The sequence below is a fragment of the Desulfomicrobium aestuarii genome (assembly GCF_055385525.1).
This window is the reverse complement of the sequence record NZ_AP042427.1, coordinates 2262313-2287941: the sequence shown is the minus strand read 5'-3', so window position 1 is coordinate 2287941 and position 25629 is coordinate 2262313. Positions and strand designations below refer to the sequence as shown.

Annotated in this window: 25 protein-coding genes; 6 read left to right on the top strand and 19 right to left on the bottom strand. The window is 65.1% G+C overall.

All coding sequences use genetic code 11. The features are described 5' to 3' along the window. Positions 1 to 3: 3 nt before the first annotated feature. From ACZ5AC_RS10280 to ACZ5AC_RS10270, 3 genes are all read right to left on the bottom strand, one after another. On the bottom strand, positions 4 to 756 hold the full coding sequence (locus ACZ5AC_RS10280; RefSeq protein ID WP_464247528.1) for a 4Fe-4S dicluster domain-containing protein: 753 nt from the start codon (positions 754 to 756) through the stop codon (positions 4 to 6). Next, a complete protein-coding gene (locus tag ACZ5AC_RS10275; protein ID WP_464247527.1) occupies positions 756 to 2945 on the bottom strand; it encodes a molybdopterin-containing oxidoreductase family protein in 2190 nt (729 codons plus the stop codon). Before ACZ5AC_RS10275 ends, ACZ5AC_RS10280 begins: the two co-directional genes overlap by 1 nt. Positions 2946 to 3026: 81 nt before the next feature. Further along, a complete protein-coding gene (locus ACZ5AC_RS10270; RefSeq protein ID WP_464247526.1) occupies positions 3027 to 3368 on the bottom strand; it encodes a c-type cytochrome in 342 nt (113 codons plus the stop codon). Positions 3369 to 3640: 272 nt separating this feature from the next. Between ACZ5AC_RS10270 and ACZ5AC_RS10265 the strand changes: the two genes are divergently transcribed. Then, positions 3641 to 5062, top strand: coding sequence for a sigma-54 interaction domain-containing protein (locus tag ACZ5AC_RS10265; protein WP_464247525.1), 1422 nt, complete (start codon positions 3641 to 3643; stop codon positions 5060 to 5062). Between the two features lie 147 nt (positions 5063 to 5209). Next, positions 5210 to 5626 (top strand): secondary thiamine-phosphate synthase enzyme YjbQ, encoded by a 417-nt coding sequence (locus tag ACZ5AC_RS10260; protein ID WP_464247524.1) that lies wholly within the window; start codon positions 5210 to 5212, stop codon positions 5624 to 5626. Positions 5627 to 5641: 15 nt separating this feature from the next. Here ACZ5AC_RS10260 and ACZ5AC_RS10255 read toward each other — a convergent pair whose 3' ends face one another. The 8 genes from ACZ5AC_RS10255 to ACZ5AC_RS10220 form a co-directional block, all read right to left on the bottom strand. Next, positions 5642 to 6238 carry a DUF445 domain-containing protein gene (locus ACZ5AC_RS10255; protein ID WP_464247523.1) on the bottom strand — a complete coding sequence of 199 codons (597 nt, stop codon included), beginning with the start codon at positions 6236 to 6238 and terminating at the stop codon, positions 5642 to 5644. 38 nt (positions 6239 to 6276) lie between these two features. Beyond that, on the bottom strand, positions 6277 to 6720 hold the full coding sequence (locus tag ACZ5AC_RS10250; RefSeq protein ID WP_464247522.1) for a hypothetical protein: 444 nt from the start codon (positions 6718 to 6720) through the stop codon (positions 6277 to 6279). Positions 6721 to 6804: 84 nt separating this feature from the next. Continuing rightward, a complete protein-coding gene (locus tag ACZ5AC_RS10245) occupies positions 6805 to 7146 on the bottom strand; it encodes a phenylpyruvate tautomerase MIF-related protein (RefSeq protein ID WP_464247521.1) in 342 nt (113 codons plus the stop codon). A 9-nt stretch (positions 7147 to 7155) separates the two neighbouring features. Continuing rightward, entirely contained in the window at positions 7156 to 7647 is a 492-nt protein-coding gene (locus ACZ5AC_RS10240; protein WP_464247520.1) for a universal stress protein, read from the bottom strand. Between the two features lie 9 nt (positions 7648 to 7656). Then, on the bottom strand, positions 7657 to 8631 hold the full coding sequence (locus tag ACZ5AC_RS10235) for a serine/threonine protein kinase (protein WP_464247519.1): 975 nt from the start codon (positions 8629 to 8631) through the stop codon (positions 7657 to 7659). A 22-nt stretch (positions 8632 to 8653) separates the two neighbouring features. Next, complete coding sequence (locus ACZ5AC_RS10230; protein ID WP_464247518.1) at positions 8654 to 9604, bottom strand: YbgA family protein; 951 nt, start codon at positions 9602 to 9604, stop codon at positions 8654 to 8656. A 124-nt stretch (positions 9605 to 9728) separates the two neighbouring features. Next, complete coding sequence (locus tag ACZ5AC_RS10225) at positions 9729 to 10217, bottom strand: pyridoxamine 5'-phosphate oxidase family protein (protein WP_464247517.1); 489 nt, start codon at positions 10215 to 10217, stop codon at positions 9729 to 9731. Beyond that, a complete protein-coding gene (locus ACZ5AC_RS10220; protein WP_464247516.1) occupies positions 10202 to 11725 on the bottom strand; it encodes an SDR family oxidoreductase in 1524 nt (507 codons plus the stop codon). Before ACZ5AC_RS10220 ends, ACZ5AC_RS10225 begins: the two co-directional genes overlap by 16 nt. A gap of 127 nt (positions 11726 to 11852) precedes the next feature. Between ACZ5AC_RS10220 and ACZ5AC_RS10215 the strand changes: the two genes are divergently transcribed. After that, positions 11853 to 13328 carry a leucyl aminopeptidase gene (locus ACZ5AC_RS10215; protein ID WP_464247515.1) on the top strand — a complete coding sequence of 492 codons (1476 nt, stop codon included), beginning with the start codon at positions 11853 to 11855 and terminating at the stop codon, positions 13326 to 13328. Positions 13329 to 13608: 280 nt separating this feature from the next. Next, positions 13609 to 14163 (top strand): RNA 2',3'-cyclic phosphodiesterase, encoded by a 555-nt coding sequence (thpR, locus tag ACZ5AC_RS10210; protein ID WP_464247514.1) that lies wholly within the window; start codon positions 13609 to 13611, stop codon positions 14161 to 14163. Positions 14164 to 14226: 63 nt separating this feature from the next. On the opposite strand, the gene ACZ5AC_RS10205 is transcribed toward thpR, so the two are convergent. Next, positions 14227 to 15972, bottom strand: coding sequence for an aldehyde ferredoxin oxidoreductase N-terminal domain-containing protein (locus ACZ5AC_RS10205; protein ID WP_464247513.1), 1746 nt, complete (start codon positions 15970 to 15972; stop codon positions 14227 to 14229). Beyond that, positions 15969 to 16373 (bottom strand): 4Fe-4S binding protein, encoded by a 405-nt coding sequence (locus ACZ5AC_RS10200; protein WP_464247512.1) that lies wholly within the window; start codon positions 16371 to 16373, stop codon positions 15969 to 15971. The genes ACZ5AC_RS10205 and ACZ5AC_RS10200 overlap by 4 nt, the downstream gene beginning before the upstream one ends. Before the next feature lie 124 nt (positions 16374 to 16497). Between ACZ5AC_RS10200 and ACZ5AC_RS10195 the strand changes: the two genes are divergently transcribed. Then, the gene (locus ACZ5AC_RS10195) at positions 16498 to 16812 is read left to right on the top strand and encodes a hypothetical protein (protein WP_464247511.1); all 315 of its coding nucleotides are present in this window, start codon (positions 16498 to 16500) and stop codon (positions 16810 to 16812) included. A 158-nt stretch (positions 16813 to 16970) separates the two neighbouring features. Here the strand turns inward: ACZ5AC_RS10195 and mnmG are convergent, their stop codons facing one another. From mnmG to ACZ5AC_RS10180, 3 genes are all read right to left on the bottom strand, one after another. Next, positions 16971 to 18851 (bottom strand): tRNA uridine-5-carboxymethylaminomethyl(34) synthesis enzyme MnmG, encoded by a 1881-nt coding sequence (gene mnmG, locus ACZ5AC_RS10190; RefSeq protein ID WP_464247510.1) that lies wholly within the window; start codon positions 18849 to 18851, stop codon positions 16971 to 16973. 1 nt (position 18852) lies between these two features. Continuing rightward, positions 18853 to 20082 (bottom strand): M20 family metallo-hydrolase, encoded by a 1230-nt coding sequence (locus ACZ5AC_RS10185; RefSeq protein WP_464247509.1) that lies wholly within the window; start codon positions 20080 to 20082, stop codon positions 18853 to 18855. A 98-nt stretch (positions 20083 to 20180) separates the two neighbouring features. Next, positions 20181 to 20450, bottom strand: a complete 270-nt coding sequence (locus ACZ5AC_RS10180) for a PxxKW family cysteine-rich protein (RefSeq protein ID WP_464247508.1) — start codon at positions 20448 to 20450, stop codon at positions 20181 to 20183. Between the two features lie 188 nt (positions 20451 to 20638). Here ACZ5AC_RS10180 and ACZ5AC_RS10175 point away from each other — a divergent pair, with 188 nt between their 5' ends. Further along, positions 20639 to 21391 (top strand): alpha/beta hydrolase, encoded by a 753-nt coding sequence (locus ACZ5AC_RS10175; protein ID WP_464247507.1) that lies wholly within the window; start codon positions 20639 to 20641, stop codon positions 21389 to 21391. An 8-nt stretch (positions 21392 to 21399) separates the two neighbouring features. Here the strand turns inward: ACZ5AC_RS10175 and ACZ5AC_RS10170 are convergent, their stop codons facing one another. The 3 genes from ACZ5AC_RS10170 to ACZ5AC_RS10160 all read right to left on the bottom strand — a co-directional run bounded on the left by ACZ5AC_RS10170 (position 21400) and on the right by ACZ5AC_RS10160 (position 25579). Next, entirely contained in the window at positions 21400 to 22080 is a 681-nt protein-coding gene (locus ACZ5AC_RS10170) for a hypothetical protein (protein ID WP_464247506.1), read from the bottom strand. 638 nt (positions 22081 to 22718) lie between these two features. Then, complete coding sequence (locus tag ACZ5AC_RS10165) at positions 22719 to 22907, bottom strand: hypothetical protein (protein ID WP_464247505.1); 189 nt, start codon at positions 22905 to 22907, stop codon at positions 22719 to 22721. Then, the gene (locus ACZ5AC_RS10160; RefSeq protein WP_464247504.1) at positions 22904 to 25579 is read right to left on the bottom strand and encodes a PEP/pyruvate-binding domain-containing protein; all 2676 of its coding nucleotides are present in this window, start codon (positions 25577 to 25579) and stop codon (positions 22904 to 22906) included. The genes ACZ5AC_RS10165 and ACZ5AC_RS10160 overlap by 4 nt, the downstream gene beginning before the upstream one ends. Between the last annotated feature and the right edge of the window lie 50 nt (positions 25580 to 25629).

Below are 25629 nucleotides of genomic sequence, written 5' to 3'. Positions count from 1 at the left end.
ACCTCAATCCTTCTTCGGGGCTGACGGTTCATGTTCGTTCTCCTCCTTGTCGGGGGACAACAGCTGTTTGGCCCACATGACCGCCACTCCGAGGGCGGACAGCCCCACCGCGGCCTTGACCACGGGGTTGACCACCGCGGCCATGGACAGGAACGCCGGCGGGAAGTCTACCGTGGCGGGCCAGTCCGCGGGCGCCGTGCTCGCGACATAGTAGATGTTCGGGAGGGTATCGATGACCTTGGCCTGCACGCGCACGGTCGGCTTCTCGCGAAGGAGCCTCGACGCCTCGCTCAACGGGTCGTTCAGGTCCCCGAAGACCCTGGCCTTGGTCGGGCAGGTGTCCACGCAGGCGGGCAGCAGGCCGCGTTCCAGCCGGCCGGAGCCGAAGCAGAAATCGCATTTGTCCGGGACGCGTTTCTCGGGGTGGCGGAATCTGGCCCCGTAAGGGCAGGCCTTGATGCAGTTGCCGCAGCCGATGCACAGGGCCTCGTTGACGTGGACGATCCCGTTCTCCGGGTCTTTCCAGGTCGCCCCGCTGGGACAGGCCTGCACGCAGGTGGGGTTGTCGCACTGCATGCAGCCGCCCGGCTGGAAGTGGGTGCGGGTCAGCTTGCCCCGGGAGAAGTCCGGTTCGGTGTGCTTGATCCAGTTCCGCCAGTAGCCTTTGGGGACACCGTTCTGCACCTTGCAGGAAGCCATGCAGGCCTTGCAGTCGATGCACACGGAAGAATCCACGATCATGGCGTATTTTTTCATCAGGCACCCCTCCTGCTCACCGTGACCAGGGTTTCATGCATGGCCATGTTCCCGGAGATGAAGTCGGCATGGTCTTCCAGGACCTCGGCGATGCTGGCCCCCCTGTTGTGCACCAGGGGTTGCCCCGGAGACAGGGCGCCGAACCCCGTGGCCATGTACACCGTGCCCTCCTCCATGCCCTCGAAGAGACGCAGCGCGAGTTCGACCTTGCCTGCCGCGCTGCCCACCTCCACCCGTTCCCCGTCACGCAGCCCGAGTCGTCCTGCGGGTCCGGGATGCATCCACAGGGTGTTTTCGTCCTTGAATTCGATGAGCAGGGCGTTGTTGGTGTTGCTGTGGGTGAAGAAGGCCGTGCGCCCGACGACCAGCCGGAACGTGCCGTCCTTCCGGCGCGGCGCCTTGTACACGGGCATGGGGTCCAGGCCTTCGTGGGCGTAGCGCTGGTTGAAGAGCTCGATTTTCTTGGCCTGGGTCTTGAGCGGGGAGTCGAAGTAAATTCCGTACACCTTGCTCGGGTTGTAGTAGACCCCGTCCTGCTTGATGACCTCGTAGGCCTCGGGGATGCCTTCAAGCTGCCATTTGCGGTACTGGTCGATGGTGAAGTTGAAGCTCTCCGGAAACCCGAGGCGCTTGGACAGTTCCGTGCAGATCCACAGCATGTCCCGCGACTCGTACATGGCCGGGACCACGGCGTCGCGCCACACGGCGCAGGCGCAGGCCGACGACCCCTGCAGGGCGGAGACGGGGTCGTTGCGCTCCAGGAAGCTCGGCGAGGGCAGGACCAGGTCCGAATACCAGGCAGTGTCGCTCATGACGATGTCGGCGTTGACCACGAAGTCGAGGTGATCGAGCATTTCGATTGTCTTGCGCCGATTGGCGGCCGTCTGCATGAAGTTGGTCTTGAAGGTGAACCAGCCCTTGATGGGATACGGCTCCCCCTTGATGATGGCGTCGCGCATCAGCTTGAACGAGCCCTCGTGGTGGATGAGGCCGGGGGCCATGCCGTGGTCGATGCGGTCCTCGGGGTTGTCGTCGTACCAGGGCACTTCGAAATACGGGGCCCGCACGCCCACTTCCCGGGCGGCCAGGATGCCGCCGGGGACGTCCCAGTTGCCCAGCAGGGCGTTGGCGATGGCCATGGCGCGGCGGATTTGCGTGGAGTCCTCGTAGTCCGAGCTGCGCCTTCCCGGGTAGATCATGGCCGTCGGGGCCGCCGCGGCTATTTCGCGGGCGATCCGGCGGATGTCGTCGGCCGGGATGCCGCACTCCGCGGCGGCCCACTCCGGCGTGTACTGGCGGACATGGGCCGTGTACTCGTCCAGGCCGAAGAGCATTTTCGCGGCGAAGGCGGGGTCGTACAGGCGCTCCTCCACGATCACGTTCGTCAGGGCCAGGAAAAAGGCCATGTCCGTGCCGGGGCGGATGGCGTACCACTCGTCGGCCAGGGCCGCGGTCTTGGTGTAGCGAGGGTCCAGGACGACGATCTTGCAGCCGTTCTTGCGGGCCTCCATCAGGTCGATGGTGTCCGGCGTGATGATGGCCTCGAACGGGTTCGCGCCGGCGATGATGATGTATTTGGTGTACAGGATATCGGCGTACGGCGTTTCCCCGAACGTATCCAGATACGCGCGGTTCTTGCTCAGCAGGCACAGGGTTTCATGGGAGGTGATGTTGAAGGAGCCGAACACCTCCGCGAAACGGTTCAGGAATTGCGATTGCATGTCCGATCCGGGGGAGAACATGATCCCGCAGCGTGTGTACTTCTCGGCGATGCGCGTGAACTGTTCCGCGATGTGGTCCAGGGCCTGGTCCCAGGTCAGGGTCTGCCATGATCCTGCGCCGCGCTCGCCTTTGCGCAGCAGGGGCGTCTTCAGGCGGTCCGGGTCGTAGAGCTGTTCGATGGCCGCATTGCCCCGGGCGCAGATCATGCCCCTGGACTTCAGGAATTTCGGGTTGGGGTCGAGTTTGACGACACGTCCGTTCTGAACCCGGGCGATCATGCCGCAGCGGTTGAAGCACATGTCGCAGACCGTGTAGTGAGAGGAGATCGGCGCCTGGGGCGCCGATCCCTTGGCATGGGCCGTGGACACGAGGTTCTTGATCCCCGGCACTCCCGCGGCAGTGGCTGCCATGGCGGCGGACGCCTGCAGGAAGCCCCGCCGGGAGAGACTTTTTCTCGTGGTGTCCATGCGAGACTCCAATGTCGAAGTGGTGGTGCGTTTCAAGACGAGGACTCCCTAATGTGTGATCCCGGTGAATCTGTTGGCGGATCAGCCGCATTTGGCGGGAGTCGGGGAATCCTTGGCGCCATCATGGACGTAACGGAAAATGTCCTGCCGGTCCGCGTCGGGGATCTTGGCCCATTCATCCTTGCATGGCAGGGTCGAATACTTCTCGAAAACCGCCTTCCATTCCGCCTGGGTCTTGGCGTCCGGCCCCAGGTAGTGGGCAGGCTTGGCGCCCGTCGCGTTTTCCATGTGGCACGGCCGGCAGTTCTGGCGGAACAGGAAACGGCCCTTGCGGGCGTTGCCCGCGTCGCTGGCTACGGAAATCCCCACGTAGGATACCAGGATCAGCGCGGCGGCAAGGCCTACGAATGTCTGCTTCTTCATGATGCACTCCTTTTTGGTTCAAAAATGAAACGTTTATGAGAATGATTTTTAATAACTTGAGCAGTAAGCATGCCATCAGGGCCGAAAATTTGTTTGCGGAATGTGTGCTGAATTTATTGGATATAATTTTTCAGGTTCGCTCCATGATCTTCAGCGCCGGTTGACATGTGATTGTCTATGCGCAACATGTGATAAAATTTTAAGCATCTAACTTGGTGTCCGTGCCTTCCAGGAATCAGGGCCGGGCATGGACGCCCCGGAGTGAAGACGACATGGATATCCTGCACCCGATGAACCGGGACAGCTCCCTCCAATCCCTCCCCAAGGACCCGCCGCTGGAGACGCACTGGCGCGAGATCGTGGATATCATGCAGGAGGGCCTGCTCCTGGTGGACCCGGACGGGATCATCAGGATGGTCAACCGGGCCCTGGAGGAGATCAGCGGGTACTCAAGGGAAGAGCTGATCGGGGCCAACTGTTCGATCTTCAAGTGCGATGCGTGCCGCCGCGTGCGCTCCGAGGCCCTTTCGGCCTGGTGCAAACTGTTCGAGCAGGGGGTGTTCGTCCGGCGCAAGTGCCACATCATGCGCAAGGACGGAATCTACGTGCCCATCCTCAAGACGGCCTCCATCCTGCGCGCACCCGACGGAACCCACCTGGGCGCCGTCGAGACCATGACCGACCTTTCCGAACTGGACCGCAAGGAGCACGAGCTGCAGCAGCTGTCACTCATGCTGGAGGAGAAGACCATGTTCCACGGCATGGTCGGCCATTCCTCCAAGATGCTCGAGGTCTTCCAGCTCATCGAGCGGGCCGCTCAGAGCGACGCGCCGGTCTTCATCTGCGGCGAGTCCGGAACGGGCAAGGAACTGGTAGCCCGGGCCATCCACGACCTGGGCCCGCGCAAGGACGAGCCCTACGTGCAGGTCAACTGCGCCGCCCTGAACGAGTCGCTGCTGGAGAGCGAACTGTTCGGCCACGTCAAGGGCGCCTTCACCGGCGCCATCCGGCACCGCCAGGGCCGTTTCGAGGCCGCGGGCGGAGGCGACATCTTCCTGGACGAGATCGGCGACCTGCCCCTGCCGGTGCAGGTCAAGCTCCTGCGCGTGCTGGAGACCAAGACCTTCGAGCGGGTCGGCGAGAACCGCCAGCTGTCCGTGGACGTGCGCATCATCACGGCCACCAACAAGATTCTCCCCGAGCTGATCTCGCGGGGCCTGTTCCGCGAGGACCTCTTCTTCCGCATCAACGTCATTCCCGTGCACCTGCCGCCCCTGCGCAAGCGCAAGGAGGACATCCCGCTGCTGGCCGACCACTTCATCCACCGGCTACGGGTCAAGAGCGACAAGGACATCAAGGGGTTGAGCCCCCAGACCCTGGCCCTGTTCATGGAGTACCCCTGGCCGGGCAACGTGCGGGAGCTCAAGAGCAGCCTGAAGTACGCCTTCGTCCTGGCCGACGGCGGCCACATCGAACCCAGGCACCTGCCGGGCGCGTTCGGCATGAATGCCTCAGGCGTCCGGGAATCGGCGCCCGTCGGGATCGCGGATCAGAAGGAGCAACTCCTGCAGGCCCTGCGCCAGGCGGCGGGAAACAAGTCGGAAGCGGCCAGGATTCTTGGGATCAACCGCCTTACGGTGCTCAACCGCATGCGTAAGTACGGCATAGACCTGCGCAAGGTCATTCAGGGCTGAGTTTCGGGGGCGGGCGCCGCGAATCTCCCCCCTCCGCATGGAGGGACGGGGCCGGCCGGATGCCCGGCGCAAGTCGCGGTCCGCAGCCCCGAAGGGCCACGGGCTTCACGCCGCCGCGGCTGGGAGGGCGGCAAAACGGAGGGTTACGTGAAAAGCTACCGCAAGGAACTCTGGTTCCAGACGCCCACCCGCCGGGCGTTCATCAACATCACTGGGGACGTCGAGGCCTGCCTGCGCGAAAGCGGGATCAGGGAGGGGCTCGTGCTGGTCAACGCCATGCACATCACCGCATCGGTCTTCATCAACGACGACGAGCCGGGCCTGCACCACGACTACGAGAAATGGCTGGAGAGGCTGGCCCCCCACGAGCCCGTCGGCCAGTACCGGCACAACGTGGGCGAGGACAACGCCGACGCGCACATGAAGCGGCAGGTCATGGGCCGCGAGGTCGTCGTGGCCGTGACCGAGGGGCGGCTCGACTTCGGGACCTGGGAGCGGATCTTCTACGGGGAGTTCGACGGGCGGCGGCGCAAGCGGGTGCTGGTCAAGATCATCGGCGAGTGAGCCCCTTCGGCCCGCTCAGAAGAAGAGCAGGCCCTGGATCAGGCCGATGAAGGCGCCGAGAACGGCCCCGACGACCTCGATGAATCGGAATTCCTTGGCCATGATGGACATGAGCAGGATTTCAAGGCGTTCCATGGACAGGTTCTCGATCTTGTCCTGGATGATGCGGCGGAAATCGAGGCTGTTCTCCAATTCGCCCGTGGCCGTCTCAAGCAGGCCCGGCACGATCCTGTCCAGCTCCTTGTCCAGCAGGCCCTTGACCTTTTCCATCATGGGGCCGTCCAGAAACATGGCGATCATGGGGTTCAGCCCGCCCAGGCGCGTCGACAGGAACTCCGAGAACCCGTCCAGGATCCGATCCTTGAGGCGGGCCGAGAATTCAGGGCGCTGCATGGCCTGGCGGATGTCGTCGTGGGACAGGAGTTCGCCCTCGATGACCGCGGCCAGGTTCATGGCCAGGGCCTTCTGGCGCTTGGGAAAGATGCCCTGCACCGTCAGGCTGCCGACCTGCACGGGCCGGCGGGGGTGGAAGAGCATCTTGATGGCGATGAAGTTGGTGATCCAGCCGATGAAGGCGCAGATCACCGTCGACAGGAAGAGCTTGAGCAGCATGGGCGTCTCCGGTTCGTACAGCGCGATGGAGGGGAGGGCTATTCGGCCTGGTCCGGGGCGAGCTGGTCCACGGTGCGCGGCGCGTCGCTGCGCAGCACGCTCTTGATCTGGGCCGTGAAGGCCGCAAGGCCCTGGATCTGGATGCCGTCAAGCATCTCGGCCTCGGACTCGATGCCCGAGCAGGGCTTGGCGCTGGACCAGATGAGGTGGATGCCCGCGGTCTGCTTCACTCCGCCCGCGACGGCCAGCTCGATGACGGCCAGGGCGTTGGAGCGGCGGACCTGCTTCTTGACCGGTCCGGGCAGGGCCGGAACCTTCAGCAGATCGGACTTGTTCAGGAAAAGATAGGTCAGGGACATGCCGGGGCTCGACATGGCCTGGTTGCGGAAGCCCTTGTCGACGCCCACGCCCTGTTCCTTGGCGGACTCGATCATGCGGAACAGGTCGCCGGCGATGCTCTGGGCGTAATTCTTCTCGGTCATGGCACACCTCGTGTAGGATTGGGCCGGAAGCGATCCGGCGCCCGGCCCCTGTACACGAGGGCTCCTCGCCAGGCAAGCCGCCCCTCAGGCGAAGGTGCGGCCGTCCCAGGCCCATTTGCCCATGTCGGCGTCCATGAACACGATGTAGGTGCGCTGGCTTTCGATGCCGAGCCTGTCCTGCACGATGGCGGTCAGATCCCCGGCCAGGATGCGGACGGCCTCCTCCTTCAGGTTCAGGGCCCGCAGGGTCAGGTGAGCCACGGGCTCCTCGCTGCCGCCGAAGAGCATGGGCACTTCGCCGTTGACGATGACCATCATGTAGGTCTCTGCCTTGCCCAGGCCTTTGCAGACGCAGTCCGAGAGGGCGCGCATCAGGGCGCTCTTGTCCGTGATGCGCACGTTGGTCGTGAGTTCGAGACAGGGCATTGTTCCTCCTTACTGTACGACCCAGACGGTGCAGTCCTTGGCCAGGTGGGTGACCTTGGTGGTCACGCTGCCGAACAGGAACTCCTCGGCCCGGGAGACGCCGCGCCGCCCGATGACCAGGGTCCCGAAATCCCCGCGTTGCTGGTACTGCAGGATGTCGCGGGCGATGGACGTGCCGATGCTGCACTCCGCCGCCCCCGGGTTGACCGGCGACTGGCAGTGCGGAACATAGTCGATGGTCACGGCTTCCGGGGCCAGACCCCCGGCGGTCAGAGTGGTCCTGGCCTGCTTCAGGAAGGTGCGGATGCGCAGTTCCTGCGTCTGGCCGGCCTCGACCCAGGACGCCTCGTCGGGGAACAGGTCGCGGTTGGGCGGGCGCTCGATGTACAGCACCGTGATCATGAAGCCGCTGCTGCCGCCCAGCAGGTCGGCCACGTAGTTCACCGCACGGGCCGAGTTCTCGGATGCGTCCACTGCGATGAGAATTTTCTTGGGGTCCATGAAGCCTCCTTACGCGTTGATCCGCCCGCGGCGGATTTCGTCGATACAGGGCAGAAGCTCCTCCAGCATTTCTCCGACCGACGGGTAGAACACCTCAGAGGCGGTGGAGAAGTGCATGAGAACGTTGTTCAGGGTCTCGGGCACATAGGGGTAGACCTTGCGCAGGTTTGAGAGGCGGTTTTTGAAGAGCATGGAGAAGTCGGCGGGCTCCAGGTGCACGTTCGACAGGCCGTCGAATTCCGGACGGGGAATGTTGAAGGTGGTGCAGAATTTTTTGCCCGCCAGATAGAGCAGCAGGTTGCCCAGGCCGAAGATGTCCAGGCCCGAGGGGCTCTCCTGGAACTCGTAGGTGTAGTCGAAGTCGATCCAGACGTAGTTGCCCGTCCCATGTTCGAGCCACAGGTGGTCGCGGCGGATGTCGCCGTGGTTCTCGCCGTGCCGGTGCAGGAAGCCGATGGCCCGGCAGGCCTCGGCGAACTTCTCCAGGATGTCCGGCAGCAGTTCGAAGAAGTAGGTTTTGTGGTCGGCCTCGATCTTGTCGATAGCCAGGGACAGGAGGTCGCCCTTGACCACGTCGAGGACGCGCACGTTGTTCCCCACCGCGTCGTCGCGCGAATAACCCTGCATGAAGCGCCCGTCGCCGCGCACCAGATCCAGGATGCGCGCCTCCTTGCGCGGGCTGCGAAAGCATTCGATCTGCATGCTGCCGAGGGACACGGGAAACTTTTCGTAGAACACGAGCTTGAGGATCTTGCGCTCCCCGGTGGCCAGCTCCCGGCAGCGCTTGACCCAGTATTTGGGGTCCTCCACCCCGAAGCTGCGCTCCTTCTCGTCCCGCAGCACCAGGAAATGCTTCCCGTCCAGTTCGATCACGTCGCCGTACTGGATGTTCATGAACTCCGTCGTGTCCGTCAGCAGGTTTCCGGCCCGCTTGCGCGGGAATTCGGGGTCGTATCTGGCGATGATGTCGTAGGCGTTGCTCATGGGGCCTCCTGCGTTCCGGCCGTCAGGCGTGGTTTCGCAACTTGAGTTCCACGGGATGGGGCCGCAGGTACGTCTGGTCCTGCAGATAGAAGTCTTCGTATTTCATGACGTAATGATTGAGCAGGGTCACCGGCACGATGAGGGGGATGATGCCCCTGGCATACTGGTTGATCAGGTCCAGGAGTTCCTGCTTCTCGTCGGGCAGGAGGTCGTTCTTGAAGTAGCCCATGATGTGCTGCAGCACGTTGCGGTGCTTGGGCGGAGTGGCCTTCATGCGCATGGCCGACATGAGGTGCTCGTGGTAGCTCCTGAAAAGCTGTTCCTTGGGCATCTCCTTGCCCTTGGCCACCAGCCGCCCCATGGCGCGGTAGATTTCCGGGCTGTGGGCCAGGATCTGCAGCTTGTGGCGCGTGTGGAAGGTCACGAGGTTGCCGAGGGTCTGGCCCCCCTTGAGCATGTCGCGGTAGCGCCGCAGCACGAAGATGCGGTCGATGAAGTTCTCCCGCAGGTGGACGTCGTGGAGTCGGCCTTCCTCCTCAACGGGCAGCAGGGGGAAGCGCTCCATGAACATGCGGGCGAAGACGCCTACGGACTGGCCGATGAGATTGCCCGTGTCCGAGTAGACCTTGACCCGCTCCATGCCGCTCGACGGCGACTTGCTCTTGAAGATGAAGCCGCACAGGCCTTCGCCTTCCAGTTCGTCGAGGCGTTTGGCGGCCCATTCCTTCATGCGCCGCGTGTGGTCGATGCCGGTCTTCTGGGTCAGCAGCCGCGGGGATTCCGGGTCCCCGACAAGACGCATGGCCTCGCGCGGGATGGGCAGGCCGCACTCCACTTCGGGGCAGACCGGGACGTATTCCACATACTCGCCCAGAGTTTTGGTCAGGAACGGGTCGAGCTTGTGCCCTCCGTCATAGCGGACCTTGTCCCCGAGCAGGCAGCGGCTGATCCCCAGGCGGATGGGTCTGTTCATGATGTCTCTCCTTGCCGTTGCGCGCCTCCGGGACGCGTGGGTTGTCCGAAGCAAATGCCTTTCCGTGAAATATTCTCGAATTCTGGCCGGTTGTCCAGAACCGGCCGGTCCGGCGCCGAAAATGTCACCCCATGGCGATGCGCGTGACCTGCTGGAAGTTGTCGACCAGGAAATAGGTGCCGATCCTGAGTTCCATGACCGCGTTGGCCGAGGCCGAGGCAAAGGCCGCGAGGTTCGGGTGCTTGCGGGTGAACAGGGTCACGGCGCGGTGGCGGCGCTCCCCGTCGAGTTCCGTGGCGAAGGCCGTGGCGGTCAGGGCCTGGGCCTGCGCCGGGTCCGCCGGGTCGTTCCTGGCCGTGCTGACCAGAAAGGACACGTTGGGGTTGGCGCTCATGTTGTCGTACTTGGCGGTCTGCCTCGGCGTGACCATGATCAGGGCCCGCAGGTCCTCGTCGACGGCGAAGGCCATCTGGCTGCACAGGGGGATGTCCATGAAGCACGTGGCCAGGACCCCGCTGCGCTGGTCGTTCAGGATGGTTTCGAGACTTTTGCGCACGTCGGGGTCGTTGATGGTCTTTTCCTGGGAGCGGGGTTCGGTCAGGATATTCGGCATTTCGAGTCCTCCTTGGGTGGCGTGACGGGTCCGGACAGGATTGCTCCTCCGACTTTGCGGGCCAGGGCCGTGAGCATGCCCTTGAACAGCGGCGTGTGCACGGGGGCGAGCGCCTTCCAGTAGACGATACCCCATAAACCCCGCGGCAGGAAGCGTGCGCGCAGGGTCAGGGCGGTGCGATTCGGGCCGCGCTCTTCCACGTCGAACTGCAGCAGGGCCTCGCCCGGCACCTTCATCTCGGCCAGCAGTCGCAGGCGGCTGTTCTCCTCCACCACCAGGACCCGCCAGAAATCCAGGGCGTCGCCGACGCGCAGGTCGCTCGGGTGGCGGCGGCCCCGGCGCAGGCCGGTTCCTCCGATGAGCTTGTCGAGGCGACCGCGCATTTTCCATAGCCAGTCACCGTACATCCAGCCCTCGTCGCCGCCCAGGCGGGTCAGGACGTGCCAGACCCGTGCCGGCGTGGCGGACAGGGTCACGGTGTGGGCCGACTCGAAGACCGTCCCGCCGGCATAGGGCGCGTCGCCGCAGTCGATCCATTCGGGCACGCGCATGCTGCCGGCGTCGGACCAGCAGGTCTCGACCTCGTGCCGGACCGTGCGGTCCAGGGCGCGGGCGATGGCTTCCTCGGGCGACAGCAGGCGGGTGGGGATGAGCTCGCGGATGGTGTTTTCGCGGCACACGACCTTGTTGCGCAGGCCCTCGGCCAGGGGCCGGGAGAGGCTCGTGGGCACCGGGGTGACCAGTTGGATCCAGTACGACGAGAGCTTGGGCGTGAGCACGGGCACGGGGATGATGACGCGTTTTCGTAAGCCGGCCACGCGGGCGTAGACGTCGAAGAGTTCGCGGTAGCTCAGGATGTCGGGGCCGCCGATGTCGAAGGTGCGTCCGGCGGTTTCCGGGACGTCCAGGCTGCCGCAGAGGTAGTCGATGACGTTGGTCACGGCGATGGGCTGGGACAGGGATTTGACCCAGGCCGGGGTGACCATGACCGGCAGGCGCTCCACCAGGTAGCGCAGAATCTCGAAGGACGCGCTGCCCGAACCCATGATCATGGCCGCGCGCAGCCAGGTCAGGGGTACGGGTCCGCCGGCAAGGATCTCGCCGACCTCCATGCGGGACTTGAGGTGTGCGCTCAAGGAGCCGTCCTGGTCGCCCAGCCCGCCCAGGTAGACCAGGCGCGCAAGCCCGGCCTCAGCCGCGGCGTCCCGCATGGTCATGGCGGCCCGCTTGTCGCGGTCCTCGAAGTCTTTGACCCCCGGAAACATGGAATGCACCAGGTAGTAGGCCGCGAAGCAGCCGCGCAAGGCCTCGGTCAGGGCCGGGCCGTCCAGGGCGTCGGCGCGGGCCAGTTCGACGTTCGGGTTCGAGGCGAAGGCCCGGCAGCGCAGCTTGTCGGGGTTGCGCCCCACGGCCCGGACACGCCATCCGCGCTCCAGCAGCGCCGGGACGAGACGGCCTCCGATGTAGCCCGTGGCCCCGAGGACGGCGACAGTGCGGTTGTGATCCATGCGGGTTCTCCTGGTTGCGTATGCGCGGGAAGTCGTGTCCGACTTCGGGCGCGTGCCTTTACTCGGGCGCCCAAGACTCGTATGTCCTTTGACTCTAATGTCACCATTTTTGAGCGATGAGGCAATGATGAATATTGAAATCTTTCGAAATTGCGATGAATCCGGCGGCGCGGTCCTCGTCATGTTCAGGCCCGAAGGCGCGTCCTGGGTCGGGGAGGATCGGGCGTTGCTCACGGCCCTCGGCGTGGACCCCGACATGGCCTTTTCCGGCAAGGCCGGGCGCACGCGGCTGTGTTCCGGCGCGGCCGGGTCCTGCCTGCTGGTCGGACTGGGCAAGGCTGACGAGGTCGATGCCGACGCCTTTCGCTCCGCCGTGGGCACGGCCGTGCGCGTCGCGGCAGGCCAGGAACTCGCCCGCCTGGCCGTTGACTCCGGACATCTGGACAGACTGGGGCTGGACGGGGACATGGCCGCGGAGTGCGTCACGGACGTCTTGCTGGCCGGGTACAGGTTCACGGCCTTCAAGTCGGACCCCGGCGAGGACGACGCTCCCGCGAGTTTCGCCATCCTGGGCGGCGACGAGGACATGCGGGCCCGGCTGGACCGCGCCATGGCGGTGGCCGAAGGCGTGCGCCTGGCCCGCGATCTGGTCAACACCCCGTCCAACGTGGCCACGCCCGAGCATCTGGCCGGCGTGGCCCACGACCTGGCCGTGCAGTACGGCTTCGGCGTGCAGGTCTTCGGACCCGAGGATATAGTGGCCATGGGCATGGGCTCCTTCGCTTCGGTCTTTCGGGGCAGCGACACGCCGGCCCGCTTCATCGTGCTGGATTCCAACCCGGACGGAGGCCGGCCCCTGGTCTTCGTCGGCAAGGGCGTGACCTTCGACACGGGCGGCATATCCCTCAAGCCCGCGGCCAAGATGCACGAGATGAAGGGCGACATGGCCGGCGCGGCCGCCATCCTGGGTCTCTTCAAGGTCATCGGCCTGGCCGGCGGCGCGCCGCGGCGCGTGGTGGGGCTGCTGCCGTGCACCGAGAACGTGCCCGGCAGCCGCGCCACCAAGCCGGGCGACGTGGTCACGGCCATGAACGGCAAGACCGTCGAGATCCTCAACACCGACGCCGAGGGGCGCCTCATCCTGGCCGACGCCCTGGCCTACAGCGCGCGCTTCGAACCCGAGATCCTGGTGGACCTGGCCACCCTGACCGGCGCCTGCCTCGTGGCCCTGGGCACCAAGGTCGCCGCCGTCTTCGCCACCACGGCGGAGCTTGACCAGCGCATCCGCGAGGGCGGCAGTCGCGTGGGCGAGCGCTACTGGCCCATGCCCCTGTGGGCCGAATACGGCGTGCCGCTGAAAAGCGACGTGGCGGACCTGAAGAACATCGCCACCCGCGAGGGCGGGGCGATCTACGCGGCCATGTTCCTCAAGAACTTCGTGCCCGAGGGCGTGGACTGGGCCCACCTGGACATCGCCGGTCCGGCCTGGACCGACGAGAACGCCTCGGTCTTCAGGCCCGGGGGCACGGGGTTCGGAGTGAGGACGTTGTGGGAGCTGGTCGGGGCCTATGCCGAGGGAGATGACGGCGAACTGGCTTTGTAGATAGTGGAGAAGGCATTGAGGGCTTCGGCGGGGAGCGCGTGTCCGGGTCGGGGCGACGTTGGCGCGTCGAAACTTCCTCTCCGGCCTCGTAATGGTTCCCCGTCGCGTGCAGGGCGCGGGTGACGCGCTCGGGGCGGATGACGACGGGGAACCAAACGATGCCTGGATCGGTCGGACAGTCGACGCGCCAACGCCGCCCCGACCCGGACACGCTTGGCGACGGTGCGGGGGAATCAGCGCTTTTTCCAGAGAAGTGAACATAGCGCAGGGGTTACGGGGCATGAGGCTTTTCATAGGCATTCCCATTCCCGAGGAGTACGCGAGGGGCATCCGCGAGGTGCAGGGCGCGTGGAGAGGGCGGCTCAAGTCCAAGGTGTCCTGGGTGAGGCCCGAGTTGGCGCATCTGACGCTCAAGTTCCTGGGGGAGACGGACGAGGCCAAGGTCGGGGGCATCGTCAAGGCCATGCGGGCGGCGACTCGGGGGCGGTTCGAACTGCAGGGCGGGTCGGGCGGTTTTTTTCCGCCCCGGGGCGCGCCGCGCGTAGTCTGGTTGGGATTCGCCGAAGGTATGCGGGAGTGCGCTGAATATTTCGCAGCCCTGGACGTTGAACTGTCCCGTGTGGGCTTTGCCGCCGAAACCCGGCCCTTCGCCGCCCACGTCACCGTGGCCCGGGTCAGGGAGGCTGTCAGGGGGGACGATTGGCCGGGCCTCGCCAAGGCGCTGACGCGGGACTGGCCCGCGTTTGGTGTGGACAGCGTCGTGCTCTGGCAGAGCGTCCTGCTCCCGTCGGGTCCGGAGTATCGCAGGGTGGCGGAAGTGTCGCTCGATGCCTGAAACAGAGGGGCCGGGTCGAAGGAATTCTTCAACCCGGCCCTGGTTCGTTTCAGGTCGCAAAAATCAGTTTTCCGGGCCGCACATCTCCCGGATGGCCCCGGCGTAGGCCAGGCGGAGTTCTTCCAGGTACTGCGGGTCGGTGCGGCCCTTCCAGGTTTCGACCTCCAGGAAACGCTTGGGGATGCGAACGTTCATGGGATCGTAGCCGCCGGAGGCGCGGGCCTGCCAGCGCAGTTTCTGGATGCGGGCGGCGGCCTCGTCCAGCCCGTCGGCCAGGGCCTGGCCGCCGAGGACCGTCAGGCATTGGCGCAGGGTCTCGGGGTCGTAGACCTTGCGGGCGAAGAGGCAGGCCACCATGGAGGTCAGGATGACGCGCTCGCGTTCGTCCTCCAGCAGGAAGGTCAGGGCCTTGTCCACGTCCTTGGGGGCCTTGGACTGGTCGTAGGTGTAGGCGCCGGTGTCCAGATGGGAGTGGCGCAGGCCCAGGCCCTGGGCCACGTAGAAGACCTCGCCCGTGGCGTATCCGGCCATCTCCTGGCCCAGGACGCAGGCGAAGTCCTCGCCGCCGTAGCGCGCGGCCGCGGCCATGGTCCCCCCGGCCAGGGTGCGCCAGAAGTCGTTCACGGCGCCGCCGAGCATGTGTACGGCCCGCATGTAGCCCTGGGCGTCGCCGAAGCGCAGGTCGACCCCGGTCTGCTCCCGCGTGACCACGCCCTTCTCCAGAGCCTCCGTGGCCCAGGCCAAGGCCACGCCGCCGCTCATTACGTCGAGGCCCGCCTTCTCCACCTCGTCCATGACCGTCAGCACATCCGGGGCGTTGGTCAGGCCGAGCATGGAGCCCGTGGCGAAGATGGGTTCGTAGTCGTAGCCCACCTGGCGGTAGAGGTACTGGTTGTCCTTGTGGAACTTTTCGCGCACGAAGCCGATGTGGATGCAGCCTACGGGGCAGCCCGAGCAGGCGGCGTTGCGGAGCAGGGTGTCGTCGGCGAAGCGTTCGCCCGTGATGCCGTCGATGCCCGGATCCGAGGTGGCCTGGAGGTTGCGCCAGGGCAGTGCCTTGAGTTCGTTCAGGGCTTCGAGGTTCGAGGCCGTGCCGAGGTTGTGGTACTTGCGCATCATGTCCGTGTCGGTCAGCTTGCGGAAGATGTCGGCGAACAGGGCCGAGTATTCCTTGCCCTGGGGCAGGTCGCAGGAGCCGTTGCCCTCCACGGCGATGGCCTTGAGGTTCTTGGCGCCCATGACGCCGCCCCCGCCCAGGCGTCCGAAGTGGCGGTAGGTGTCGACGTTGATGCAGGCCATGGCCGACTTGTTCTCGCCGGCCGGCCCGATGCGCATGATGGTGCGGTGGCCCGAGCCTTTGAGGATGCGGCGCAGGAGCTTGCCCGTGGTCAGGGCGTCCTTGCCCCACAGGTAGCCGGCCTCCATGAACTCGATGACGTTGGCGCCGAGGTGCAGGACGGTCGGCCGCTCGGCCTTGCCGATGATGACCAGGGCGTCGATGCCCGCGAAGCGCAGGGCCAGGGCCGAGCGGGCCCCGGCGTGGGACTCGGCGTACTGGCCGTGCAGGGGCGAGGTGAAGGCGCAGACGGTTTTGCTCATCAGCGGGAAGAAGCCCGTCAGGGGCCCGATGGCGAAGACGAGGGGCTGGGACGGGTCGTCCCAGGCCAGGCCGGGCCGGGAGTATTCCATGTGCAGTTTCGCCGCCAGACCCGACCCACCGAGGACCGTTTCCACACCGGGCACGTTCTTGATGGCCGAACGCCCCGTGGACAGGTTCACTTCGAGGATTCTGAAATTTTCGGTGATCATCCTTCGGCCTCCCGCATTTCCAGGCAATCGTGGGGGCAGAACTCCACGCAGCTGCCGCAGTGGATGCAGACGTAGGGGTTGCCCTGGCGGTCCTGGGCGATGGCGTCCACGGGGCAGGCGGCGGCGCACTTGCCGCACTGGATGCAGAGCTTCTTGTTCTGCGTGACGCCGCCCCCCTTCCGCTGTTTGAGGCTGCCCGTGGGGCAGGCCGCGGCGCAGGGCGCCGGGTCGCAGACGAGGCAGAGCTTGGCCGTGAAGCCCGTGGACAGCCCGCCCGAGGAGAGGATGCGGATGCCCGCGTTCTCCCAGGACAGGCACTTGTGCACCAGCCGGGCGCAGGCCAGGGAGCAGGAGTGGCAGCCGATGCAGCGCTCCATGCGCGAGGCGACGAGGTGTTTCATGATACGGTTCCGGGGAAGATGTTCAAAAAAGGCATTCTACCGGTCTTCGAACCGGTTGTGAAGTGCGCTGAGGGCGGTTTACAAGGCGGGGCAAACGTGAAAGCTAGGGCCCAAGGAGATTTATATGGCGGAACGCGTTTTTTCCATCGTGACCAGGCCGGACACGGGCGTGGAACTTTACGAGATCATCACGGCGCATGTCCGGGACCTGCACGGCCGGGGCATGGCCAAAGTGGTGGGATACGAGGTCATGAGCAACGGGCGGGTCATCCTGCTCAAGGTGCGGGGGCCGGAGGAAGAGGTCATGCCTTCGGACGAGACCTTGGAGAGGGTTCTCGACGATGCCTTCGTGGAGCGGCTCGAAGCCCTGGCCCAGGAACTGGTCGACGGCTTCCACGTCCCGTCCTTCGCCCACTGCGCATCTGAAACCGGAGAGTAGCACGCTGCCTTCAAACTGGGGTGCAGGGGATCATCCCCTGCCCGCCGGAGGCACTCTTCCCCCGTCCGATCATCCTGCACCGAACCTCCGGACAGCCCCCGACACGCCCCGCCCGATGGGGTGCAGGGGATCATCCCCTGCCCGCCGGAGGCACTCTTCTAGATCTTCCCCATCTTCTTGAGCTGAATCTCCAGACAGGACAAAGCCGCAGGCGTGATGCCCGAGATGCGCCCGGCCTGGCCCAGGGTGCGGGGTTGGATGCGGGTCAGTTTTTCCACCACTTCGCGCGACAGACCAGGAATGCCGGTGTAGACCATGTCTTCGGGCAGGGCGGTGCGCTCCATTTTTTCGAAGCGGTCGACCAGGTCCTGCTGTCGCTGCAGGTATCCTTCGTACTTGGCCTGGATCTCGGCCTCTTCCAGCGCCTCCGCGTCGAAGTTCGCCAGCTCCGGCCACAGGGGCGCAAGGCTGCCGATGGACAGTTCAGGCTGGCGCAGCAGTTCCTTCAGGCTGACGGCCTTCTGGGGGATGGTTCCGCCCATGGCCTCGACCGCGTCTTTGGTGGCGGCGTCGGGGCGCACGCGGATGGATTCGAGGCCCGCCATGATTTCCTGCAGGGCCGCCTGCTTGGTCGCGAAGCGCTTCCAGCGGCTGTCGTCCACCAGGCCGATTTCCCGGCCCAGGGGCGTCAGGCGCCCGTCGGCGTTGTCCTCGCGCAGGAGCAGGCGATGTTCGGCGCGGGAGGTGAACATGCGGTAGGGTTCCTGCGTGCCCTTGGTGACCAGGTCGTCCACGAGGACGGCGATGTAGGCTTGGCTGCGGGTCAGGATGAACTCCGGCTCGCCGCGCAGGGCCCGGACCGCGTTGATGGCGGCCCACAGGCCCTGGCCCGCGGCCTCTTCGTAGCCCGAGGTGCCGTTGATCTGGCCGGCCAGGTAGAGGCCGCGCACGGCCTTGGTTTCCAGGGTGGGGCGCAGTTGGGTCGGGGGTGCGAAATCGTACTCGATGGCGTAGCCGGGGCGGATGATCTGGGCCTTCTCCAGGCCGGGGATGGACGCCACCAGGGCCTTCTGCACGTCCAGGGGCAGGCTCGTGGGGATGCCGTTGGGGTAGACTTCGAAGCTCGTCAGGCCTTCGGGCTCGACGAAGATCTGGTGCCGGTCCTTGTCGGGGAAGCGGGCGATCTTGTCCTCGATGGACGGGCAGTAGCGCGCCCCCGTGCCCTTGATGACGCCGGTGAACATGGGCGAGCGGTCGAAGCCGGAACGTATGATCTCGTGGGTGCGCTCGGTGGTCCAGGTCACGAAGCACGGCAGCTGGGGCAGGGCGATGCCCGGCGAGTCGAAGCTGAAGGGGCGGGGCGGGTTGTCGCCGGGCTGCTCCTCCATGACCGAGTAGTCGACGGAGGATTTGAGCAGGCGCGGCACGGTGCCGGTCTTGAGCCTGCCGAGTTCCAGGCCGAGCTCCTTCAGGCGCGGCGAGAGGCCCTGGCTGGCGGGGTCACCGTAGCGGCCGCCGCTGAAATTCTTGAGGCCGACGTGAATGAGCCCCTGCAGGAAGGTGCCCGTGGTCAGGAGGGCGGCCCGGCAGGGGATGGTCTCGCCCAGGGTGGTGACCACGCCCGTTATGCGGCCGTTCTGGGCGGTCAGGGAGGCCGCCGTTTCCTGGCGCACGAAAAGGTTCGGGCAGGTGAAGATGTCGCGCTGCACGACCTTCAGGTATTCGGCGCGGTCGATCTGGGCGCGGCTGGAGCGCACGGCCGGTCCCTTGCGGGTGTTCAGGATGCGGAACTGGATGCCGGCCTGGTCGGCCCACTTGCCCATCATGCCACCCAGGGCGTCGATCTCCTTGACCATGTGGCCCTTGGCCAGGCCGCCGATGGCCGGATTGCAGGACAGGTGGCCGATGCGGTCGGCGTTGATGGTCAGAAGCAGCGTCTGCATGCCCATGTGCGCCGCGGCCATGGCCGCCTCGCAACCGGCATGGCCGGCGCCGACGACGATAATGTCGAAGGTTTCGGGCACGGTGGGGATGCTCATCTCATTCCTCGCTGTCCAGGAGCAGGCGGGCGAAGACCCGCGCGTCAGCGATGGTGTTGGCGATGGAGGAGTGTTCGTTGGGCTGGTGGGCGGTGTTCAGCAGCGTGGACCAGCAGACCGCGGGCAGGCCGCGCTTGCGGAAGGCCGCGGCCACGGTGCCGCCGCCGATGCCGATGACGCGCGGCTCGATGCCGCGTTCGTCGCGCAGAGCTTTGGCCAGGCGGGTGACGGCCTCGCAGTCGGCCGGGGTGCCGGGAGCGGCCTGTTCTCGCACCACGCGTTCGAAGGCGATGCGTACGCCGTGTTCGGCCTCGACCGCGTCGCTGATGCGCCGGATTTCCTGTTCGACGTCGTCCAGAGGGTAGTCGGGCAGCACGCGGCAATCGAGGTAGAAGACGTCCTGGCCGGGGATGGTGTTGACGTTGGGGACGTTGGCGTCCTTCTTCGTCGGCGCGAAGGTCGAGGTCGGCGGGTCGAAAAGGGCGTCCGTACGTCCGAAGACGTCGGTCAGACGCCCCAGGGCCAGGATCAGGGCCGAGGCCCCGACCAGTGAGTTGACGCCTTCGGCCGGGGTGGAGGCGTGGCACTGTCGGCCCAGGACCGTGAACTTGAGCCACAGGACGCTCTTCTCGGCCACCTCGATGGCCGAGCCGTCCTTTGTCCCGAAATCCGGGATGACGACGAGATCGTCCGCGGAGAAGACATCCGGCCGCTCGCGCAGGATGTGCTCGATGCCCAGGGCGTTGCCCGTCTCCTCGTCGGCGGCCAGCAGGATGCCCAGGGAAAGGTCCGTTGCGGCCCCGGTCTGTTCCAGGGCGCGCAGCAAGAGCAGGGCGCTGACCAGGCCCTGATGGTTGTCCTCGACGCCGCGCCCGTAGATGAGATCGCCTTCCCGGCGCAGGACGAAGGGGTCCGACTGCCACAGGGACAGGTCGCCGGTGGGGACCACGTCGGTGTGGGCGATGAGCCACAGGGTGCGCGGGCTTCTGCCGGGGCGCCGGACCGCGAGGCTCGGCCTGACGCCGCTCTCGACCCTGGCGTCCGGGGCGTCGATGCGCTCCACCGTGACGCCTTCGAAAGCGGACAGGTATCCGGAAAGCCATTCGGCCTTGGCCGCCTCCCCTTGGCCGCCGTTTGTGGGGCCAAGGGCGGGGATGGCCACCAGCGCGGTCTGGAGCCGGACGAGCTCGTCGGCGCTGCGGTCGATGATGTCGAGAGTGGCCTTGAGCATGGCTGTGCTCCTTGCTGGTCTCCGGGAGCATTGCCCGGAATTTTGAGGAAAAAAAAGGCAGGATGATCCTGCCTTGTGCGTGAACTCTGGTGCTGGACCTAGCGGCCTTTGGCAGCGCGCTTGGAAGCCTTGAGGGGGTTGACCTTGGCCTTGCCCTTGGCGGGCGCGGACTTGGTGTGTGTCGCGAAGTTGCAGCTGCCCAGCTTCCACTTGACGGCGGGCTGGGGGTAGCTGCCGCAGTACTTGCCGCCCTCGAATTCCTTGATCCGCTCGCAGCCTTCGCACTGTTCCACAATCTGTTGCATGACAACGCCGTTGACCTGAACGCCTTCGTCGGTCTTGACGGCATTACTGAAATCTACTGCCATGAGGCTCCTCCATAATTTTGACCTGAAATGCTGCCGCGCCTTTGCCCGGTGGAAACGGCGGCTGTTCGCGAATCACCGGAAACTCGTTTTCTTTTTCGAATGGGTGACAAAAGTCAAGACTTTTTTTCCTCATGCAACTGGCGCAATTGCTGATTCGTATCGCACTCTTCACCGTTGCGGGGTCCGTCATGAACGATCTGCAGACCGGCTGTCTCCTGCTGCACGGCTATGCCGGGCGGCCCTTTGAAATGAGCTATCTGGCGTCCGATCTGCGCGCAGCGGGGTACGAGGTCGAAGTCCCGTCCCTGCCCGGGCACGACGGCGACCCCGAGGCCTTCGAGCGCAGCCGTTTCGAGGATTGGCTGGCCGGGGCCGAGAGGGCGCTTTCGGCCCTGCGGGCGCGGTGCCTACGGGTATTCGTGGCCGGGTTCTCCATGGGCGGGACCCTCGCCCTGGCCCTGGCGCAGCGGCATGATCTGGCGGGCGTCTCGACCATCGCCGCACCTGTCTTCCTGTGTCGGCTCTTTCCCTATTTCTCGCCGGACCCGCTGCTGTTTTGCAGCGGGCTGCTGCGCTTCTGCCGCCCTCGGCTGTCGGCCTCCGCACCCAGGCCGGAGTCCAGGCGCATCGCGCCTTGGCAGGGGTACGAAGGCACGCACTTCGTCCGGCCCCTGCACTCGTTCAAAGTCGCGGCCGGCAAGGTGCGGCGGGGGCTGGGGCGCGTCACGGCGCCGATCCTGGTCCTGCACGGCGCCCGGGACCGGGCCGTTCACCCGGACAACGCCTGGGACATCCTTTCGCGGGTGTCAAGCGTGCGACGTGAACTTCATCTTCTGCACATGCGCGAAACTCTTACCAGCGGGCACCTGCTGGTCACGCACGAAGAAACCAGGGCCTCGGTGAGCGCCCTGGTTCTCGGCTTCGTGGGGTCCTTCGGGTGAGCCCGATATTACGAAGGCTTGATCGTGTCTTCCAGGGTGAGGAAGGGAATGTCTTCTTTCGTGTTGCCCCTGGAGGAGTCGTCGCCGAAATCGAGCAGAATCTCCGTTTCTTCGGCCATGGGGGATTTCTTGGCCGGAGCCGGGTTCTGCCGCGGCTCTTCCGTCAGGGGCGCGAGCATTTCCTCGAGCTCGGGAATGAAGAGGTCCTCGCGCTTGGGCTTTGAGATGGGCGGCGTGGGCTCTGCCGGCGCATCGAAGGACGCGCTGAAGTCCAGCTCGGGCATGTCCTCCACGGGCATGGAGTCGAGGAAGAGGTCGTCGTCCGCCTTGGTCGTGGGTTTTGCTGCGGCCGGGGCCGACGGCTTGGCCTCAGGTCCCTCGGTGGAAAAGTCCAGTTCAGGAAAGAGCGAAACGTCGATGTCGGCATCCTTGGAGGACGGAGGAATCTGGGCCGGGGCAATCAGGTGGGAGAGTTCGTCCTCGCCGCCGGAGACGTCCATGACCGTTTCAGGTTTGACCGCGGAAGCCGCAGGGGCTGCCTGGGCGGAGATCGGGGCAACCCAGTTGACGCCGCTGGCGGTGATCCAGCTCAGGTAGAGGGCCTTGCGGGTTTCTTCCCAGTCCGCTCCGCACTTGGGGCAGGCCGCGACATGGTCAAAGGAGTGAAATCTGCATTTTTTACAGTACATGGCGTGTCCTGAATTGGAATTGGTTCATGTTTGCACTTGGATGTCTATACCGAAAAGCTTCTCTTATGCAAGCCGATTGACCCTTCCTGAAAAAAGAAAAACCGGGACGGAGGGGCCGAGGGTCGATGCTGTCCGAAGCGGGCGGGCAGAATGCAGGAGTGCATGCATCACGCGCGCCTGCTGGGAAAAAGAGAGGGGCGGAAGATTTCTTCCGCCCCTGATCAACCGGAATGTCGTTAAACCAGATGCGATGTGATGCTTGTGAACCGTTTCGCGCCGGATTGGGGCCGGCGCCACGAGTACTCCTGTACGGATTTACCGGAATAAACGCCTCAACAGTCTGTTTCCTGGTTCACTTCGGGGTTTCCTTCCAACGCGCCATGACCACATTACTGGTTCACGGTTTCCAACCAACGCGCCTCGATTTTCGATTCGGAAAGATGTTCCCTGATTGTGTTGACTGCCTACACACCTGTGTTTCGAGGATTTTTTCCAGGTTTCCTTGCAACACGCCTCTGCTTTAGAGATGTTGTCGTCAGTTTCCTTGAAGACATCGCCATGGATTCAAGAACCTGTTCAGTACGCATGCGTTGGTTCTTGATTTCGATTAGTAGTCCCGCTGCTGAAGAAGTCAAGGATTATTTCTTGCGCAGCCTGTCCGCCATGATCCTGGTAAAGGCCGCGAAGATGCCGCAGATGATGCCCATGAAGAAGGCCTTGACCGGTTCGTATCCGAACCAGCTGGCGATCATCCCGATGGAGCCGCCGACGATGACGCCTCGCAGCACCGCGTGGCTCGGTGAGTTTTCCTGAGATCTGTCGCTCATGTCTGTCCTGTTGTCGGGACGGAATCCCGTTTTTTTGCATCCATCAGTGCGTGAAGCTGGTGCAGGATGCGTTGTTTGTAGAACTGGACCACTTCCTCGCGGTTCATGATCATGTCAAGCTGCCGGGTGTGGATGAGGATGTGGCCGAGGATTTCGAGGTGGTCCTCGACGAACGCCTGGTCGCAGTCGTCCAGACGGGCGAAGAGAGCGTCCTCCCGCACGCGGGTCTGAAAGCCGAACTCGTCAAGAACCTCTCCCACGAACCGGGCCCGCCGAACCCTCCGCTGCTGGTCCGCCGCGCCTCCCTTGAACTGGAAACGGATGTAGTTCTCGCGCGGTCTTGGTCCGGCCAGGGCTTCGACGGACGTGAAGTGGTAGCCGAACCTCGACTGCAGGTTGCAGAAATGTTTCGAGATCATGAAATAGTTCTTGTCCGCGAAGTGCGACGCCCTGGCCGGTTCGAGGTTGGCGTTGGTGGCGGACTGGAACAGGACGGACATGAAGCCCTTGCCGTCGAGGCCGGGAGGCCCCTCCCAGGGGAAGGCCACGATGCCGCGCCACAGGGCCAGCATGGGCACGGAGGCGATGTTGTCCAAGGGCACCATCTTGCCCGGGGTTTCCTTCACGAAGCCGTCCTCCAGGTTGATGATCCACCACTGCATGGGGATCACGGTCTTGAGCTGCTTGCTCGACCTGGGGGAGAAGTCGTGGTCGCGGCCGAAGCTGAACATCTCCTGCACGGACTTTTCGTGGCAGAATCTGGTGATGTCGTGCAAGGTTCTGCAGTTGACCGCCGTGAAGTCCAGGGCGTCCGGGTCCAGGAGGTTCAGGGGGGTGATGTGCCGGATGACGCGCTCGAGGGTCTGGAAAACGGGGCTGCCGGCCATCATGTTGGGCCGCTCGGGCTTGCGCACGAGCAGGTCGTCCTGGCGGCCGGGGTAGATTGCGGCGTTGTCGGCGTCGAGGGTGATCTCCTGGCCGGGGGTCAGAAGGGACGTGGCCGACGGCACGCCGAACAGCGCCGGCACGCGGAATTCCCTGGCCACGTTGGCCAGATGCCCGGCCACGCTGCCCTGCTCGGTGATGATGCCCTGGCACCTGTTCAGGACCGCGGCCCATTTCGGTGCGGCTTCGACGCAGACAAGGATGGCGTTGTCCGGCAGCACGAGGATGTCCACGTCCTTGCGCACGATGTGCACCACGCCGAAGGCTGCGCCGGGGCTGGCCGTGCGTCCGCCGTGGACCAGCGGGGAAACGTCGGACAGCAGGACCGGCGAGGCTTCGGGCGCCCGGACTTCCAGGGGCCGCGTCTGCAGCAGCACGAGACCGCCTTCCGGGGTGCAGGCCCACTCGATGTCCTGCGGCTGCCCGTAATGTTCTTCGATACGCATGGACATGGCCGCCAGATCGATGACCTGAGCGTCGGCCAGGGACGGCATTTCGCAGTGCTCCGGGTCCAGCGAGACCCGGCACACCCCTTCGGTGGGCGAACAGATCAGGGCCGACTCCTTGCGGGGCACTGTCCTCTCGACGATTCGGGGCTCGGGTCCCTTCTCGAGCACAAACTCGTCGGTGGTGGCCGTTCCGTCGACCACGCCCTTGGCCACGCCCCAGGCGGAGGTGATGCGCATCCGTTCGTCCGCGGCGTTCAGGGGGTTCGTCGTGTAGGTCACGCCGCCGGACCGCGAGGTGACCATGCTCAGGCACCCCACGCACATCAGCACGTCGTCGTCCCGGATGCCGAGCATGTAGCGGTAGGTCATGGCATGGGCGGAATATTTGCTGGCCACGATTTCCTTGTAGCCGTCGATGAGGCTCTCTCGGTCGAGGTTCAGCATGGACTTGTGCTGCCCGGCGAAGGAGGCGCCGGCGCTGTCCTCGCCCAGGGCGCTGGAGCGCAGGGCCACGTGCACCTGCCGCCCCTCCTGCTCGCACAGCCGGTCGTAGGCCGCGAGAATGGCTTCCTGCAGCTCCGCGGGAACCTCGGCCGCGAGGATCATGCCGCGGATCTTCGCGCACAGTTCCAGCAGCGCGATCGGTTGGTTTGTCGCCTCGTCGTCATCGACGTCCGCATCCGGCAGGGGGCAGGCGCTGAAATGCGCGGCCATGGGGTGGCCGAGGACGAGGCAGTTGATCTCCTCCCAGAGCCCAGTGTGCTGCATGAACGACTCGTAGGCGTGGGCGGTGACGGCGAAACCGCGGGGGACGGAGATGTGCAGGGTGTTCCTGAGCTCCCCCAGGTTGGCCATCTTTCCCCCGACATCGCCGACGTCGCCGGCCGTGATGTCATCGAGGTCCAGGATCAATTCGCGACGGCGGACGGCCTGACCGGTCGCCAGGCTTTCCTGGATCCGCTCCTGGATGTCGCGCAGGGTGTCGCGCAGGGCCAGGTACTTGCCGGGGGCGAGATAGAGCAGGTTTTCGACGATGTTGAAGACCTTGGTCGTCGCGCCTGTCACCCGCGAGCGCACGAAATGCATGCCGAAGTGACGGCGGCCCATGGCCGCCTCCTCGAGCTCGGTCATGAAGTCCAGAGCCCCGTTGTTGGCCGAGAGCAGGCGCCGGAAGGCCTGGTACCTGGCCCGGAACATGTCCTCCTGTCCGTTGTCCTGGCTCGTTTCGGGAGGCGGAGGCGGGGAAAAGATGCTTCTGATGCGCTGGATGAGGTTCATGTGACGCTCCGCGATGCAGGACCGCATTCATGGCCGGAGGAACCGGGCCC